The organism is Leptothermofonsia sp. ETS-13 (assembly GCF_049200465.1).
GTDB lineage: Bacteria > Cyanobacteriota > Cyanobacteriia > Leptolyngbyales > Leptolyngbyaceae > Leptothermofonsia.
Genome location: NZ_CP120836.1, coordinates 3,148,771 through 3,164,532 on the forward strand (window position 1 = coordinate 3,148,771; position 15,762 = coordinate 3,164,532).

Annotated in this window: 9 protein-coding genes; 5 read left to right on the forward strand and 4 right to left on the reverse strand. The window is 51.7% G+C overall.

Annotated features, from left to right (window positions below; translation table 11 throughout):
• Nucleotides 1-45: 45 nt before the first annotated feature.
• On the reverse strand, nucleotides 46-291 hold the full coding sequence (locus P4D80_RS14290) for a hypothetical protein (RefSeq protein WP_421654672.1): 246 nt from the start codon (nucleotides 289-291) through the stop codon (nucleotides 46-48).
• A 348-nt stretch (nucleotides 292-639) separates the two neighbouring features.
• Between P4D80_RS14290 and P4D80_RS14295 the strand changes: the two genes are divergently transcribed.
• On the forward strand, nucleotides 640-3,921 hold the full coding sequence (locus P4D80_RS14295; protein ID WP_421654673.1) for a hypothetical protein: 3,282 nt from the start codon (nucleotides 640-642) through the stop codon (nucleotides 3,919-3,921).
• Nucleotides 3,922-4,045: 124 nt separating this feature from the next.
• Here P4D80_RS14295 and P4D80_RS14300 read toward each other — a convergent pair whose 3' ends face one another.
• Nucleotides 4,046-6,928, reverse strand: a complete 2,883-nt coding sequence (locus P4D80_RS14300) for a CHAT domain-containing protein (protein WP_421654674.1) — start codon at nucleotides 6,926-6,928, stop codon at nucleotides 4,046-4,048.
• Between the two features lie 267 nt (nucleotides 6,929-7,195).
• Between P4D80_RS14300 and P4D80_RS14305 the strand changes: the two genes are divergently transcribed.
• The 3 genes from P4D80_RS14305 to cruG all read left to right on the forward strand — a co-directional run bounded on the left by P4D80_RS14305 (nucleotide 7,196) and on the right by cruG (nucleotide 11,362).
• Nucleotides 7,196-9,010: a ShlB/FhaC/HecB family hemolysin secretion/activation protein gene (locus P4D80_RS14305; RefSeq protein ID WP_421654675.1), complete on the forward strand. Its 1,815-nt coding sequence runs from the start codon at nucleotides 7,196-7,198 to the stop codon at nucleotides 9,008-9,010.
• A gap of 198 nt (nucleotides 9,011-9,208) precedes the next feature.
• Nucleotides 9,209-10,141, forward strand: a complete 933-nt coding sequence (gene cruF / locus P4D80_RS14310) for a gamma-carotene 1'-hydroxylase CruF (protein WP_421654676.1) — start codon at nucleotides 9,209-9,211, stop codon at nucleotides 10,139-10,141.
• Between the two features lie 12 nt (nucleotides 10,142-10,153).
• Entirely contained in the window at nucleotides 10,154-11,362 is a 1,209-nt protein-coding gene (cruG, locus tag P4D80_RS14315) for a 2'-O-glycosyltransferase CruG (protein ID WP_421654677.1), read from the forward strand.
• A gap of 262 nt (nucleotides 11,363-11,624) precedes the next feature.
• Here cruG and glgA read toward each other — a convergent pair whose 3' ends face one another.
• On the reverse strand, nucleotides 11,625-13,103 hold the full coding sequence (gene glgA / locus P4D80_RS14320) for a glycogen synthase GlgA (protein ID WP_421654678.1): 1,479 nt from the start codon (nucleotides 13,101-13,103) through the stop codon (nucleotides 11,625-11,627).
• Nucleotides 13,104-13,311: 208 nt separating this feature from the next.
• Between glgA and P4D80_RS14325 the strand changes: the two genes are divergently transcribed.
• Nucleotides 13,312-14,490: an esterase-like activity of phytase family protein gene (locus tag P4D80_RS14325; RefSeq protein ID WP_421654679.1), complete on the forward strand. Its 1,179-nt coding sequence runs from the start codon at nucleotides 13,312-13,314 to the stop codon at nucleotides 14,488-14,490.
• A gap of 332 nt (nucleotides 14,491-14,822) precedes the next feature.
• Here the strand turns inward: P4D80_RS14325 and P4D80_RS14330 are convergent, their stop codons facing one another.
• Nucleotides 14,823-15,629 carry a hypothetical protein gene (locus tag P4D80_RS14330; RefSeq protein ID WP_421654680.1) on the reverse strand — a complete coding sequence of 269 codons (807 nt, stop codon included), beginning with the start codon at nucleotides 15,627-15,629 and terminating at the stop codon, nucleotides 14,823-14,825.
• Nucleotides 15,630-15,762 lie beyond the last annotated feature (133 nt).

Genomic DNA, 15,762 nt, shown 5'->3' on the forward strand with positions numbered 1-15,762 from the left:
GGAGTTGCTGGATGTACCAATCTTTCGCCAAACTCTTCTAACAAATTAATTCGTCGTGGAACTGTCCGGATCGGAGTCGGAGGTAACCGGAAAGTTGAGCAGTGGAAGGCGATCGCCCCGAAAGATTTCCTCACTCAATTCTCCAACCTCTCGAAGCCCAACCAGTAGAGCTTTACCGCCTACAAGACCCAGCAACAACGGCCCCGTTGCTAAACTAATCAGTATCTCCGGAGCAATGAAATCCATCCATTTATTTCCCGACTGGGACAATTGCCTGTCAAACGAATCCATACTCTCTCAATCCCTAAAATTTTGTAAATCAACCTGTACAAAGTATTACTGAGCTGAAGTGCTTAAGTTCTGTAGTTTGTCAACACAAGCCCTCAGGCTGTGGGTGAGCATTGAAAGGCCTTACCTGCTGAAAACAACCACTTTTTCAACCCTTCAAAGTGCCTGTTTAGCCAATTCCCTCAACCGTTGTTCAAATGCCTTAATCCGAAGTTTCGCATAAACTTTGCTCAATATTCTCAGAGTGTGCTATCTCTATTGGGCAACAAAGTGACTCGATTTACTCCATTGTCTTGAAATCCTTTTGTCTAAAACCTTATTGTCTGAAACTTAGCAGGTGCTCCGGTTCTCATGGCAGACATTCATGGACATAACCCATCTGCCGCGCGTAGAAATTCTTCGTCGAAGGTGAATGGTGTATCCCTGACCCAATGGATATACCAAAACGCTGGCATCAATCAAGGGCGGGTTAGTAGCCGTTTGCGAGGAAATAACCTACACATTCTGCTCGAAAGCAACCCCTGCCCCGATGCCGCCCTGGTTGTCCCAAAACTCTCTCAAGCGCTGGCCGCTGTTCCGCTCAATCGTCTGCTGCTCCCCGACACTCCTCAAATCTACCGGGTTATCCTTTACGGTCGGCAGACGAACGAGACCAAACCTGCCTGGACTCAGTCATTCTATCTCACGAAACCAACTCAGAGTCGAGAACAGAAGTCAGCCTCTACTAGTCCGCTGTCGGAAGTCGATTCTGTCCCTCAGAACGAGTCTAGTTCTCTGGTTTCTCTGGCTGAGTTGGCTCGTTTAGGACAGCCCGATGCGATCGCTCGCTACCTGAGCCATGCCTTCAGTGGTATGGAGGTAGCCGTGAAAGCCAGAGTTGAGGTGATTGGAAAACTGGGGAAGGCAGCAGGCGAGGGAGAAAGAGAGGGTGTTGCGGAAACAGCAGAAATTTCCCCCTCCCAGGTTCAGAAGCCCAAACCTCAGGTTGCTTCGTTCAAGCGTTTATTTATTGTTTGTGAGTCTGCCTATAGTCCTGATCCATTGATCCTGGCTGAACCCATTTCTCAACGGCTGCGATCACTGGAGCTACAGGGTTTTCGGGATGCTGCCGTGTTTGGTCAGGTGAGGGGAGAAGCCCAGCCCGAATGGGTGTTGCGGGTTGATTTGACCCCAACCGACGAAATTTTGCAGGAGTGGGCACGCTGGGGGGATGTGCAGGCGATCGCCCGGTTGCTAAACCGACTTTTGCATCCTGAGGGCATTCAAGTTTCAGCTCTGCTTAAGGATTCCACGCTGCACCTGACCTGCGAGAGCACCCGGTCAACTGTTCCCGACAAACTGACGGCGATCGCCGCTATTACACCCGCATTGAAATCCCTTGCTCCCCAGGGAATTCGAGCAGTAGCCATCTATGGAGTTTGCCATACAGAACCGGGGGACTCTTCCCTTCCCCTCTCACCTAACTTCCCCGTTTCCCCTGCGGCTTCTCCCCACTGGGTTCACTGGCTCAACCTGCCCGCTACCGAACAGCCAGAATTGGCAAAATCTCCGCTAGAACTGGCTCAAGCAGCGAATCTAAAAGCCATCGGGTTTCTGCTGACCCGCCTGCTGAACCCCAATCTGGATCGGATGCTGGCAACGGGAGGAATTCGTGTGCAGATCCGGCAAAAGGGAGATCTGCTCCACATCATGACCGATGCTCCTACCTGTCCCAGCCAGAGTCAGGTGGGTCCCGAAATTAATCGTTTCTTAAAACCATTACCGATCGCTGGCGTGGCAGGAATTCGGGTTTATGGTCGCCGCGCCGGCCAAAAGCAACCCCTCTGGAGTTATGGAACCGACTTTACCGCGCGCAACCGATTAGTGCCCGAAGCAACCCCAGAGTTTGCCGCTTCCGATGCCTACGTGAATGATTTGCTGGAGCCGCCGGGAGCGCTTGTCTTGCGGTCCGATCTGCCACCCAATGACGTGCGTTCTATTTTGAGCCGCTGGCTGGAAGGCATGGTTCACCAAGTGCAGCGATCGCTGATTCAGTCTCAACTCTTTGCCCCCCTTGAAACCGCCGATCTCAGTTCCGAGCTGCTACCCGTTCCCCAAACCTCGATAGACCCGACCTACTACCGGGGTACCAAAGTAGCGATCATTTGGGGGACTGTTGGGCTGCTATTAGTCGTTCAAGCCGATTGGATATTGGGGCAACTTCTGCGACCCACTCCTCCTAGGCCAGCGACTCCCGCTCCCTCTGCCTCTCCCACCTCCATTGCCAAACCCCTCCCCAGTGCATCGCCATTGCCCCAAATCACCCTTAAGAAGACCCCCTCTGCCGATCCATCCGCCTTCAATTCCTCCGGTTTTACCCAACCTGGGCAGGTCGTCGTTGTCCCTTCTCCGCAACCGAGCGATCGCCCTGATTCAAGTGAAGCGCCTCCCATCAGTTCGACTAACCTCCCGGCCTCACCCCTCCAACCCAAAGCAAACCTTAACAAAAATGCTTTTCCAACCTTTAATAGCCGTCAACTGGATGAAAAAGTAACGCTGTATCAACGTTATGTTGAAGAAAATGGACCTCCCGACGTTTTAGTTGTTGGTAGTTCCAGGGCGCTGCGTGGGGTTGACCCGGTTGCCCTGGAAAAATTTCTGGCGGAGCAGGGCTACCCCGGAGTCAAAGTCTTTAATTTTGGTATCAATGGAGCCACAGCCCAGGTGGTGGATTTGATCCTGCGGCAGTTGCTACCTCAGGAGAAATTGCCCAAATTGATTCTGTTTGCCGATGGGGCACGGGCGTTTAACAGCGGTCGATTAGACATTACCTACAATGGCATCGTTGCCTCCGAGGGCTACCGGATGCTGATAGCGGGGAAACCTCCAATTCCTGGCACCCTGGCTCAGGCGGCCAGGGGGTTGGCAAAACCGAATCTCAGTGAGCCAGCCTCCGTGACTGAGGAATCATCGAACTCCTTATCAAATGTTTATCAAGCCATCAACCGGGAGTTGGATAAGCGATTAGGGGCACTCTCCCAGCTTTACGCTCAGCGCGATCGCCTCAAATCTGTACTCAGTGAACAGTTGGCAGGTTTGCTGCCAAAGTCGGATTCCTTCATCGCCTTTGGCCAAAGAATGTCTCCGGGTGAACTGAGTGATGCAACCAGTCCAGCCGCATCCGCATTGAATTCTCCCCCTTCCATCTTGACCGAAGGAGGTACGGCTGATGTGAATGGTTTCCTGCCCTTACCAAATCGCTTCAATCCGGTCACCTACTACCAAAAATACGCCCGCGTCTCTGGCGATTACGACTCTGACTACGAGTCATTCAGCATGGAAGGTAGGCAAACGGAGTCGATGATTGCGATCGCCCAGTTTGCCCAAACCCATCAGGTCCCCTTTGTCTTTGTCAACCTGCCACTGACTAGCGATTACCTCGATCCCATCCGCAAACGTTACGAAGAAATATTTCAGCAATATATGCTGCAACTGGCCAGCCAGTATGGTTTCACCTATCGCGATCTCAGCCTCGTCTTAGCAGACCAGCCTGATTATTTCTCTGACCCCAGCCACTTAAACCGTTACGGAGCCTACAACGTCTCCCGTCGACTTGCTGAAGATATCATGATTCCGTGGCAAAAGACCAGATAAGTAGCCAGGCGCAATTCAATCAATTAAGGATAATTTGGGGGGTGGAGGGGGTGAAACCCCCTGCCTGGGGGCGCAGCCTCCACTTCCCCCTTTTACAAATTAATGATGACTATCTACTTAGTTGTTAGAGCCAGTTGCCAATCAGAATGAAAGGAGACCAGACTGCTGGGTGATTGTATTCTCGCTCGCCAATTAACTTCAACTGGGCCTTTCTCAAGGCTTCTGCTTTGGTGATATTGGGTTGCAGCAGTTGGGTGTAAAACTCTTCAATCAGGGGGACGGTTGCTTCGTCATTAATAAACCAGAGGGTAGCGACGGCACTTTTGACACCTGCACGGACGGCAACACCTGCAATTCCTAGAGCAGAGCGGTTATCTCCGGCAGCAGTCTGGCAGGCGCTCAGAGTCAGCAATTCGACTGGTTCCTGGCTCTGGCGCGATCGCAATACATCATCCAGTTGATTAATCGTAATCCGGTCTTGATAAGCCTGAAGATAGGTGCTGTTTGCATCAGCACCAAATTTCCCGTGGGTTGCCATATGAATAATGCGGTAACTGTTTTTCTGCAACCGCTGCTGCATACTCCTGAGGGTGAATGCCTGATCCAGCAATTTGGTACCGCCCAAAATCTTCTCAACCTCTGCTACTTCCTCACGCACGTTGGGTAAGGCTCCAAAGGGTTCCTGCTCTATGGTCAAACCCAGGATAAGTGCTTGCAGGTTACGGCGCTCGAATGGTCGGCGAGTGGTGAGACTGAGGCTGGGAGTTGTTGCAATTGGATACTTTTCGATCAAAAACTGTTTGCCATCATGAAGCGCCGACATCGGTACCTTCCGCAGTACGCCATCGTTAACAAAAACCAGCGTGGTAGGTTTGGCCTCTTCCAGATCTGCTTCCATCGGGCGAATGAGGGCATCATAAACAGCCTGGGCTTCGGTCAAGTATTCCTCCGTTGCTCGCTTCTCCAGCATTAGCCGCAACTGGTCAATCCTGGCTTGGAGTTGGGTTTCTCCCAGGAATTGGGTACTGAGGGATTTGGCTCCAGCCCCAACCTCGGCAGCACGAATCTGAACTGGGTATTCTTTCAGGGTTCCGTTCGGTAGCCGCAAAATCATGTAAGCTCTATCTTCCAGAATCACCGAGTAAACGACAGCAGCTTTTGGATCGATCAGCCCATAGATAGGTTCCTGGCCGTTGCGGTCGGGAGGGAGCGGTTGTTCTGCGATCGCCGCATCCCTCGCAAGCTGTACACAGTCGTCCCCAAAGAAGTTTTGCAATTCCGCCAGTTTTAACAGTTCCAGGAGATCCAGAACCTTGCTGATATTGCGCGTATTTGGATTGAGGGAAGTTTTGAGTTCTGAGTCTTGAGTTTTGAGTTTTGAGTTTTGAGTCAACTCCTGACTCCTGGCTTCATTTCTTTCTTCTTTCTTCTTTCCTCGTCCTTCTTCCCCTCTTTCTTCTTCTCCCCAGCCCCTAGCCCCTAGCTTCCACTGCCCACTGCTCCCTGCCTCCTGGCTCAACAACAGGCCAATCAATTGCCGATAGACAGGTTCGACCGAATCTCGAAAGTCAAATTGCAGGTCCTGGTTGGTAATGACGATATCATCCCGGATACTTTGAAGGGTAGCGACAGCCTGTTCATAGGAGGCGATCGCCCGCTCGGTTTGCCCAAGCGTTTTCAAAATCCGCCCCATTTGCCACTGCCAGCGGTAAAGGCTATCGTTCGCTCCCATCCGTTGAGCAGTAAATTGGGCCTGCCGACTGAGGGACATAGCCTCGTCATACTGGCGATTCGATTCATACGCTTCACCCAAAGTCCCCAGCGCATAGGACTCTGCCCGTGCATCGCCGATGTTTCTTGCAGTGGTCAGTGCCTTTTGCAAAATGGGATTGACTTCAGCAAGATTAACGGGTTCCTGGATGGTACCATTAGCGCGGTGGAAGTGGCTATTTGCTAAGTTGATATAGCCATAGGCTTTATCTTGCGAATCTGGCTCTAGCTCCAGTAAAGCCAGAATGCGAGTGCGGTTTTGTGCCATCAACTCCCGATTTGAGGTTGCCGATGGGGAGGGTAGGGATTTTTCCGAAGGGGATAGCAATGCCTTAAAGTTTAGCGTCTCACAGGCCAGTTCTGGCATAGACACGGGAGATGCGACGGGCAGTTGATCCAACAGTCGATTCAGGTTAAGGAGTGCCTTTGCCTCTGCTAGGTTGCTAACAGAGCGACTGATCTCGGCACTTCGCAGATAGGCGGCCAGGGCCACCCGGTTATCGTGGTTTGCCTGACGAGTCAGTTGCTGTTCGGTGGTGCTGTCCCCTTCCAGGCTGGCAGCGGTTGATTGATAGCGAAAACGCTTAGAACGGCTGACAAAAACGTTCCCCAGGTTGTTGAGGGCTGTCGTAATATAGCTCTGATTATCTAACCGACAGGCAAGCTCCAGGCTTTTCTGGTGGGCAGTGAGGGCGTCCTCGTAGGCACCCAGAGCCCAATGGGCATTTCCCAGAGCGCCCTGGGCCGCCGCTTCAGTCAGATCATCCTGGTTTTTCTGGGCCAGTTCGATCGCCGCCTGCAATCGGTCAATCGCTGTCTTGTGCTGGCCCAAGTCGCTGTATGCCTGTGCCTGCTCGGTGAGCAATTGGGCAAGGGCTTGCTGGTTGCTGCCATCCCCCTGTTTCTTGTAAAACTGAATGGCCTGTTCCCACTGAGCGATCGCCTTGTCCGGTTGACCTACTTGCCGATAAGCCTGCCCCAGGTTGCTTTGCACCGTCGCCCGATCGCTGGGGCTGAGGGGTTGTCTGAGAGCCTGTTCCCAAGTAGCGATCGCCTCCGGATACTTCCCTGCTTGATAGCTCTGTACCCCCTGGTCAACCAGTTGCCCATAGGAGACGGACTGAGCCGCAACCAGTCCCGGCATTTCTGCTTCAACGACCGCAGCAAAGATGCAGAGACTGGCCCCCACAATGAATAACAAAATTCGGTGAACAAACCGTCGAGAAAACCAGGACATTTCACCTATCCAGCGGCGGCTCAGTGTATACGCTTATTTCCAGTTCTACAGCCCTACGATAACAAAAGCCGGAAGCAGCTCTTTAGCACCCTGACACAACTATAGATGTATAAAAATACTTTATAAATAGCCTAAGCGAGTGATTTTGGTAACTATCCCAATGGTGAAAATAGGACAGATGCAAACGCAGGATTTATGAAGCTCCTATCCCTGGTAGCGCGTTGGAATGTTCTTTGCTTGAGCGCTAGTTTTGTTGGTTTAACCCCGTTGCCTTCTTTTGCCACGTTACTTTCAACGGCAGTTGGGTTACAAACTCCAATTACACCTAGGGAGACTTCTTTATGGCTTGGTTCCAGATGCCAGGGGAGGAGAGTTAAAGCAGGGGGGGATTGCCAATTCTTTTTTGCCCAGACTCCTGAGACAATTCCCTCCAACCTTTCGCTGCCGGACGATCGCAGTACCCCCACTCCAGAAAACCCACTGCTTCCTCCCCGTCCCAATATTCAGCCCCTACCCGAAATCAAACCAGCCCCGCCCCCAGACCCCCAACTGAAACAACCCCCCCCGGTTCCCCCGTCTCCCACTCCTACCCCTGAAGCCACTGTGCGAGTTGAACGGGTGGAGGTGTTGGGCAGTACAGTTTTTTCACAAAAAGAGCTGGATAGAGTAGTCAAGCCGTTTGAAAACCGGGACCTGACCTTTGAGCAACTGCTGGAAATTCGAACAGCCGTGACCAAACTTTACACGGATCGCGGCTACACGACTTCTGGCGCGTTTCTGCCCCCCCAGGATAACTTGGCAAGCGGAGTGGTCAAAATTCAGGTGGTGGAGGGAGAACTGGAGCAAATTGAAATCCAGGGGCTACGGCGGGTGCGGCAAAACTACGTTCGTAAACGGCTTGCTCTAGCGGGTAGAGCCCCAGTCAACATCAACAAACTGGAAACCGGATTGCAACTCCTCCAGCTTGATCCCCTGTTTACCTCAGTGCAGGCACAACTGCGAGCCGGGACAACTCCAGGACGGAGTGTTCTTACCGTCAGGCTGAAGGAAGCGCGTGCCCTCCACGGTGGCTTGCTGGTGGAAAACCGGGAGTCACCCAGTGTGGGGACCATAGGAGGCACATTTTTTCTGAGCCATGGCAATTTACTGGGATTTGGCGATCGCTTTAGTTTTGAATACGAATTAACCGAAGGCATCCAGCGGTACGAATTTAGCTACGCCCTTCCCCTCAATCCCCGTGATGGTGTGCTGAATCTGTACTACACCCGCAACGACAGCAAAATTGTGGAAGCGCCTTTCTCGGTGCTGGGCATTAACAGTAACAGCGAGACGTTTTCAATTGGATTTCGCCAGCCGCTTTACCGCACTCCTACCACTGAGTTTACCCTGGGGTTATCTCTTGATGTGCGTCGCAGTCAGACCTTCTTGCTGGAAGACATTCCCTTCTCGTTTTCGCTGGGCCCAGAAAATGGGCTGTCACGGGTTACCGTTCTTCGGTTTAGCCAGGATTGGATTAGTCGCAATCCCCAGCGGGTGTTGGCGGCACGATCGCAGCTGAGCTTTGGGCTACCTATTTTTAACGCCACCGTCAATGACACGGGCACCGATGGTCGCTTTTTTAGTTGGGTTGGACAGTTTCAGTGGGTACAGGCGCTAGGGAGCGACATTATTTCCATCGCCCGGATTGCCGCCCAACTCACCCCGGATTCCCTATTGCCCCTGGAACAGTTCAGTATTGGTGGGGTAGATTCAGTCCGCGGCTACCGTCAGAATCAGCGGGTTGGCGATAACGGCATCACCGGCTCCCTGGAAATTCGCCTTCCTATTGTCCGCGATCCAGAAGGGATTGGTGTTATCCAGCTAGCCCCGTTTTTCGACATCGGCACCATCTGGAATAGCCGCGATATTGAGATTCCCAGTCCCCGTACTCTGATTAGTGTCGGAGTAGGTTTACGCTGGCAGTTTGATCCCTACTTTTCTGCTCGTCTGGACTATGGCGCTCGCCTCAATCCGATTGGCAATCAGGGCAACACCCTGCAAGACAATGGCATTTACTTCTCAATTCGCATCCAGCCGTTCTAAACAGGTAACTACAAGTCTAAACAGGTAGCCACAAGTCTTAAAAGGAAGAGTGGGGGATTCACACTCTCCCTTTAAGCTAATGTCCTAAGCAACCTGGCGACAGCTATAGATGGGGCAGATCAATGCGCCTCCACAAAATTTTATAAACATTTGTAAACTAATAGGAGACTGATGCGTGTCTGTTGTCGAGGTACTTCTATGCGGGCGATGGTAGTTGTTGAGCGCTTTTGTTTAACAGGGCATGTTCTGGCGCTGGTATTTGGACTGGCAGGATTGATTCTGGTTTTGCCCAACCCCGAATTTATTGGCAATCTGCCTCCTTTTGGGCAAATGCTGTTCGGCTGGAGCATGATAGGCGGTGGAGTGGTTTATATCTTGCTAGGGGCAGCTACAGTTGCGCTCTACGCCTACCGGAACCTGGGCTGGCGCAACTGGCTGGGGTTTATGCTGCCTGCTGTCTTTCTTTCCCTGGGTAGTGAGTTGATGGGCACGAGTACAGGGTTTCCTTTCGGTCACTATCACTATCTCAGCGGGTTGGGGTACAAGATTGGGGGGTTGGTGCCGTTTACAATTCCGCTCTCCTGGTTTTACCTGGGTATGTCTGCCTACGTGCTGGCGAAGGCAGGTCTGGAAGCCAGAGGGCTGAAGGGTTGGATGAAAAATGCAGGAGCGATCGCCCTCGGTGCTGTGCTTCTGACAGCCTGGGATTTTGTCCTAGACCCGGCCATGAGCCAGACCCCTTATCCCTTCTGGGAATTTCAAGATGCGGGCCAGTTTTTTGGAATGCCCTACCGGAACTTGACTGGCTGGCTGGGAACGGGTGCCTTGTTTATGTCGGTGGCAACTCTCTTCTGGCAAAGGGGTGAGATGCACCTGACCCGTTCCCAATTATGGGTTCCCCTGGTCATTTACCTGGTCAATTTCGGGTTTGGCGCTGTGATTACCATTGCCCAACTGGATGCCCGCTTTTGGATTCCGACGGCAATCAGCGTTTTGCTGGGGGTAGTTCCAGCGATCGCCCTGTGGTGGATTGCTAACCCTATGAACTCAAACCATCCCCCCGTTATTTCGGACAATGTTCCAGCAGTCCCTGAAACAACGACTATTCCTGTCCCAGTTCTGCCTGAATAGTGGACGGGAACGATGTCTACGGTTGACCTTCTAAAAAATGCCCTTTTCCTGGGACTATTGCTGGCCCAGGTTCCGGCCACAGCCATTTTGCTTGCCCGTCTACTTCCAGGTGCCTTTCGCCGTCCTCCTCTGCAACCCAAAGCTTCCAGACCAGAGTTTTTAGGAACTGTCAGTGTGGTTGTGCCGACTCTAAACGAGGCGAAGCGGATTTCTCCTTGCTTAGATGGTTTGAGTCGGCAGAGTTACGAAGTCCGGGAAATCATTGTGGTTGACAGCAATTCCCAGGATGGCACCCCCGATCTGGTCAAGGCGGCTCAGCAAAACGATCCCCGCTTTCGTCTGATGAATGATGCGCCGCTACCTGAAGGATGGGTGGGGCGGCCCTGGGCTCTTCACAATGGATTTCTCGCCAGTTCAGAAAGAAGCGATTGGATTTTGGGAATCGATGCCGATACTCAACCCGTTCCTGGAATGGCTGCCACCCTTTTAGAAACAGCTTTAGCAGAAGGCTATGATTTGATTACCCTCTCCCCCCGATTCATCCTCAAATATCCCGGTGAAATCTGGCTACAACCAGCCCTGTTGATGACGTTAATTTATCGATTTGGGGCGGCTGGAGAAAGGGCAAATTCGCCGCAGCGGGTGATGGCAAACGGTCAATGCTTTTTCTGCCGCCGTTCTGTTCTAGCCAGTGTGGGAGGTTATATCCAGGCGCGTCACTCATTTTGTGATGATGTCACCCTGGCCCGGTACGTTGCTGTCCAGGGCGGGAAGGTTGGCTTTTTGGACGGAGCTCAAGTGTTGAGCGTGCGCATGTACGAGGGGGCGGCTGAAACCTGGCGCGAGTGGGGGCGATCGCTCGACCTTAAAGATGCCAGTAACCCCGCTCAAATTTGGGGCGATTGGTTACTGCTGTTGACCGTTCAGGGATTGCCCATTCCTCTACTACTTCTGATTTTGGCTGAAGTAGGTAGGGGAAACTTGACTAGAGTAACTCTGGCACTGTTGGGGTTGAATTCCCTGCTGGTGCTGATCCGGTTTGGGCTAAATGGGGCGATCGCGCCCTCCTACGATTTCACCCAGGCAAAAGCCTCCTGGCTATTCTGGCTTTCTCCTTTCGCCGATCCGCTGGCCGTCCTGCGCATTTTTTTATCCTCCATTCACCAGCCAAAACAGTGGAGAGGGCGCAGCTATGGCAAAGGGGGGAGGAGGGAGGAGTAAGGGAGGAGGGGGAATAGGAATTAGGAAAAAGAAAGAGGAAAGAAAAGAGAGGGAAAAAGCCAGGAGCCAGGAGTCAGAAGGGGTTTGTCAATTTTTTTGTGGCAGTCCTAGAAAGAGGGTCGAGGGAATCAGGGTTTCGAGGATTCAGAGCCCCGTTTCTAGAACACTCTTGCCAGAAGGATTAGATAGAGCATACAAGTGGATGAGTGATCCACCCGCCCATCTATCCATCCCCCCATCTACCCCTTACCCCTTACTACAATCACTTGTGCCGGATCTTTTCATACAGATCCAGATACTTCTGACCAGGATGGTTCCAGGAATAGTCGTAACTCATTCCCTGAATCACCAACTTCTCAAACTCTTCGGGGTAGTACTTCCACAAACCGATCGCCCGATCCATCGCAGACTCCAGAGCCTGGTGATCGGTCTGGTAAAAGACATAGCCATTACGCTCCTCCGGCAGATGGTTTTCGTCGTAATCCCGATCAAATACGGTATCTAGCAATCCGCCCACTCCGCGCACGATGGGTACCGTACCATACTTCAAGCCAATCATCTGCGTCAGGCCGCAGGGTTCAAAGTTGCTGGGCACCACAATCATGTCGGCTCCAGCATAAATCAGGTGTGATAGTTCCTCGTTAAAACCCAATTCGAGATGGGCATCGGGGTTACTGCTGAGGAAATTCTTTTCATGCCAGAACCAGGAGTTGATACCTGGCTCCGTAGCCGAACCCAGTAAAACAAACTGTGCTCCTCGGCCTAAAGCGTAGTAAATAGCATGGTGAACCAGATGTACCCCTTTCTGATCATCCAGCCGTCCGACATAGCAGATGATGGGCTTTTCGGGGTCATCTTTCAGTAAAAGCTTTTCTCGCAGAGCTTTTTTATTCTTTGCTTTGTCTTCCAGGGTTTCTTTGTTGTATTTGAAGGGGATGTAACGATCCACCTCCGGGTTCCAGATATCGTAATCAATCCCGTTGAGGATTCCGCTAAATTTATACTGCTTTAAGTGCAGCGTATGCCCCAGGCCGTAGCCTTCGTTCCCGTGGTGTGCTTCCCAGGCGTGGTGCGGAGAAACGGTATTGATGTGGTTTGAGTAGACGATGCCTCCCTTCATCAGATTAAGGGCAAAGGGGTTAAAGTTATCGCGCAGGCGATCGTAATCGAAATAATAGCTTTCGTTATTGAGCCCTGTTGCCCAAAGAGTATTGACTCCAGTAATTCCTTGATGTTTGAAGTTATGGATGGTGTAGAGCACTCGCTGATTCCACATTCCATGCCACTTGTAAATCTCAAACAGCAAAACGGGGACTAAGCCTGTTTGCCAATCATGACAATGAATGACGTCGGGGCGTTTATTACTCACAAACAAAAATTCCATCGCGGCTTTACTAAAGAATGCAAACCGCATGTCGTCGTCATTAGCACCGTAGTAATACCCCCGGTTAAAAAAGTTATCACTAGAGTGGGGTTGGATGAAAAAGCACAGCCGTCCATGCACCCAGCCACAAAAGACTGAACAGTGAACAGCACCCCCATACCAGGGTACCCACAGGTCGCGGTAGGCGTCGTGCAGTCCCCAAATGTGGTCATAGCGCATGCAATCGTACATGGGAAGGATGATTTCAACGGTGTGGCCCCGTGTCTCCAATTCCCGACTGAGTCCATAAACCACATCACCTAAGCCACCAGCCTTGATGACAGGAGCGCACTCAGAAGCAATTTGCACGACGTACATGCTTAAGACCTCATTCTTTCAAATAAGTATTTTTCCTTATCTTTACGAAAGTATACAATTTATCGTTTCACAAGCAAGCAGGTAATGGGGGAATATCCGTTTACATTTTGACAGGGTTCCGCTGCCAGGGCTTTATGGCAGCACGCCCTTTTCTAACCTGCTACAGTGAAGCCAGTTTCTGTGATTGTGATGTTTGCGGAGTAATCGGGTGAGTTGTAATTGGTGGAGTCATAGATTTTCAAATTGGCTACTGGTTCTGGTTCTTTCGCTGACAGGTCTACTGACCGCGTGTGATCTGCCCCAGGTTAGTGCCGAGGATCGCCTATTCCTGAACCTGTCACTGGATTTTCTGGATGAGTATCAGTTGCCAAAAACCAGGTTTGAGGAAACGCCTGTAGGTGGATTGTCTGCAATTACCTATGACAGGAGGCGCGATCGCTTCTACGTTCTCTCAGATGACCGCAGCGATTTTGCTCCCGCTCGCTTCTACACCTTCAAACTAAACCTCGATCCGACCTCTTCTCCTTCCCCCCAGATTAAGGGGATTGAAATTGAACAGGTGACATTCATCACGGGCGAAGATGGTCAACCCTATCCCAAAGGTTCCGTTGACCCAGAGGGAATTGCCCTGTCTCCCGCGGGAACGGTTTTTATCTCCAGTGAGGGGGTTACCCGTGACCGCATTCCCCCTTTTGTGCGTGAATTTGATCTGAGGACTGGGCAAATGAAGCGTAGCCTGCCCATTCCTGATCGCTACATCCCAGCTTTTGAAGGCAACCAGCAGATCCAGGGAGTGCGAGATAACCTGGGTTTTGAGTCCCTCACCCCCAGCCCTGGCGGATATGGCAATACGGTACTTGAACCGTTTCGCCTGTTTACAGCTACGGAATCAGCACTCGTTGCAGACAATGATTTCGGTGCTTCCGAACAGGGAGCCACTAAGAACCGGATGCTCCATTACATCGTTGAAGATGGGAGAACCCTGTTGGTTTCAGAACATCTTTACAAAATGGAGCCACCTCCCGAAGGGACGCAATATCACGGACTAACCGAGTTACTGGCGATCGACCAAGGTGGGCATTTCCTCAGCCTGGAACGTTCTTTTGGGTTAAATGGCTTCACAGTCAAAATGTTTCAATTGGCAACGGGTGGAGCGACCGATACGGCAGCGATTGCCAGCCTGAAAGGAACTCCAAAAGGTGTTCAACCCATCCACAAAAAATTGGTTCTTGACCTGACCCAACTGGGAATTCAGCTGGACAACCTGGAAGGGATGACCTTGGGGCCACGACTGCCTGATGGTAGTCAGAGTCTGGTGTTGATTAGCGACGACAACTTCAGTCCACAGCAAGTCACGCAGCTTTTGCTATTTCGCCTGAAGGGATGAAGAGATGACCAACGGTGAAGTTGTTCGGCGGCAGACAAACTCGAACTCTCGCCGATAACCTCTGTAACTATCCGAACCAACACAGTATTGGGCTGCTGGCTAATGCGCTACTTAGCTCTCGGACGCAACTCAAAGGCAAGGTCAGCGCGATAGAAACACACATCAAATAAGCACTACCTTCTTGCCTTGCCGTTATAGCTGTCGCCAGGTTGCTTAGTTAGGACCTTATTTTAAAGGTAGGTGAGGGCGCAGCCCCCAGCTAGGGGTGGAATCCCTGCACCTCGTCCTGAACGGCGTTGCTGAATTTGGTGGCCATCGTTATACTTCCAGGCTTATATCCAGGAAGAGAGCGATCGCCGTTTACGAATATCCATCAGATCTGCCAGGCTGGGATCTCCCCAATCGAGGGGGTGGCTCTCCTCCGATGGAACTACTGTAACTGGAACAGGAGCCACGTTTTTTTGAGGAACTGATTCAGGAACAGATGGTTTCTGGGGAGCGTATTTAGGAGCCGAATGCCCAGAAGCTAATTTGGCCTTACTTTTGATTGCTGGAGGTAGCTTGAATGAGGTAGATGTGGACGTAGAGGGGGGTGGCGGGGGGTAAGACGAATAAGTGCCTGATAGAGGAAACTCACCTTCTGAGAAAGATTTTAGACGCCTGCCCTGAGGAGCACGTGGGCGATTTGACGGCCCTGGACGTCGCACTTTACTGGAGTATTGCACCGGACGTTTCGGTCTGGATAACCTGTGGTGGGGACGCTCAACCTGTGCCAGACGTTTTGAAACCAGAATAGAACCTGCCGTACAGGTGATGGCGATCGCCCCAAATAACCAGAACGGCACACTCCGCCCCTGCCGCCCAGCAGTTTGAATTTCTTCTGAACCCGGACTAGAGCCAAAGGAAGCACTGGAAGTGCGACGAGCCGGTAACCCAGGACTCAGCAGGCCACCCATCGCGATCGCAGCTACCAACAGCACTGCTACCCATGTCCCACCCCAAAACAGCAAAGGATGGGACTCTACCAGCTGATACACATATTCCATGTTCAGCTTCTTCGCCCCTTGCAAGCTAGCTTCACGATCAGAGATAGACGGCACAGGCGGTGTTTCTTCGTGCGATTGTGGATGGTTCTCCATAAAACCCCTCAGGCGGATGAACCGTTACACCGATTTTACTCATGTCAAGCAAAATGAAGTACTTACCTGCAAGGAAATTAATGAAATGGGGACACGAATCACTCCATGTCCCTACAATTTCTGTGTTCTACAA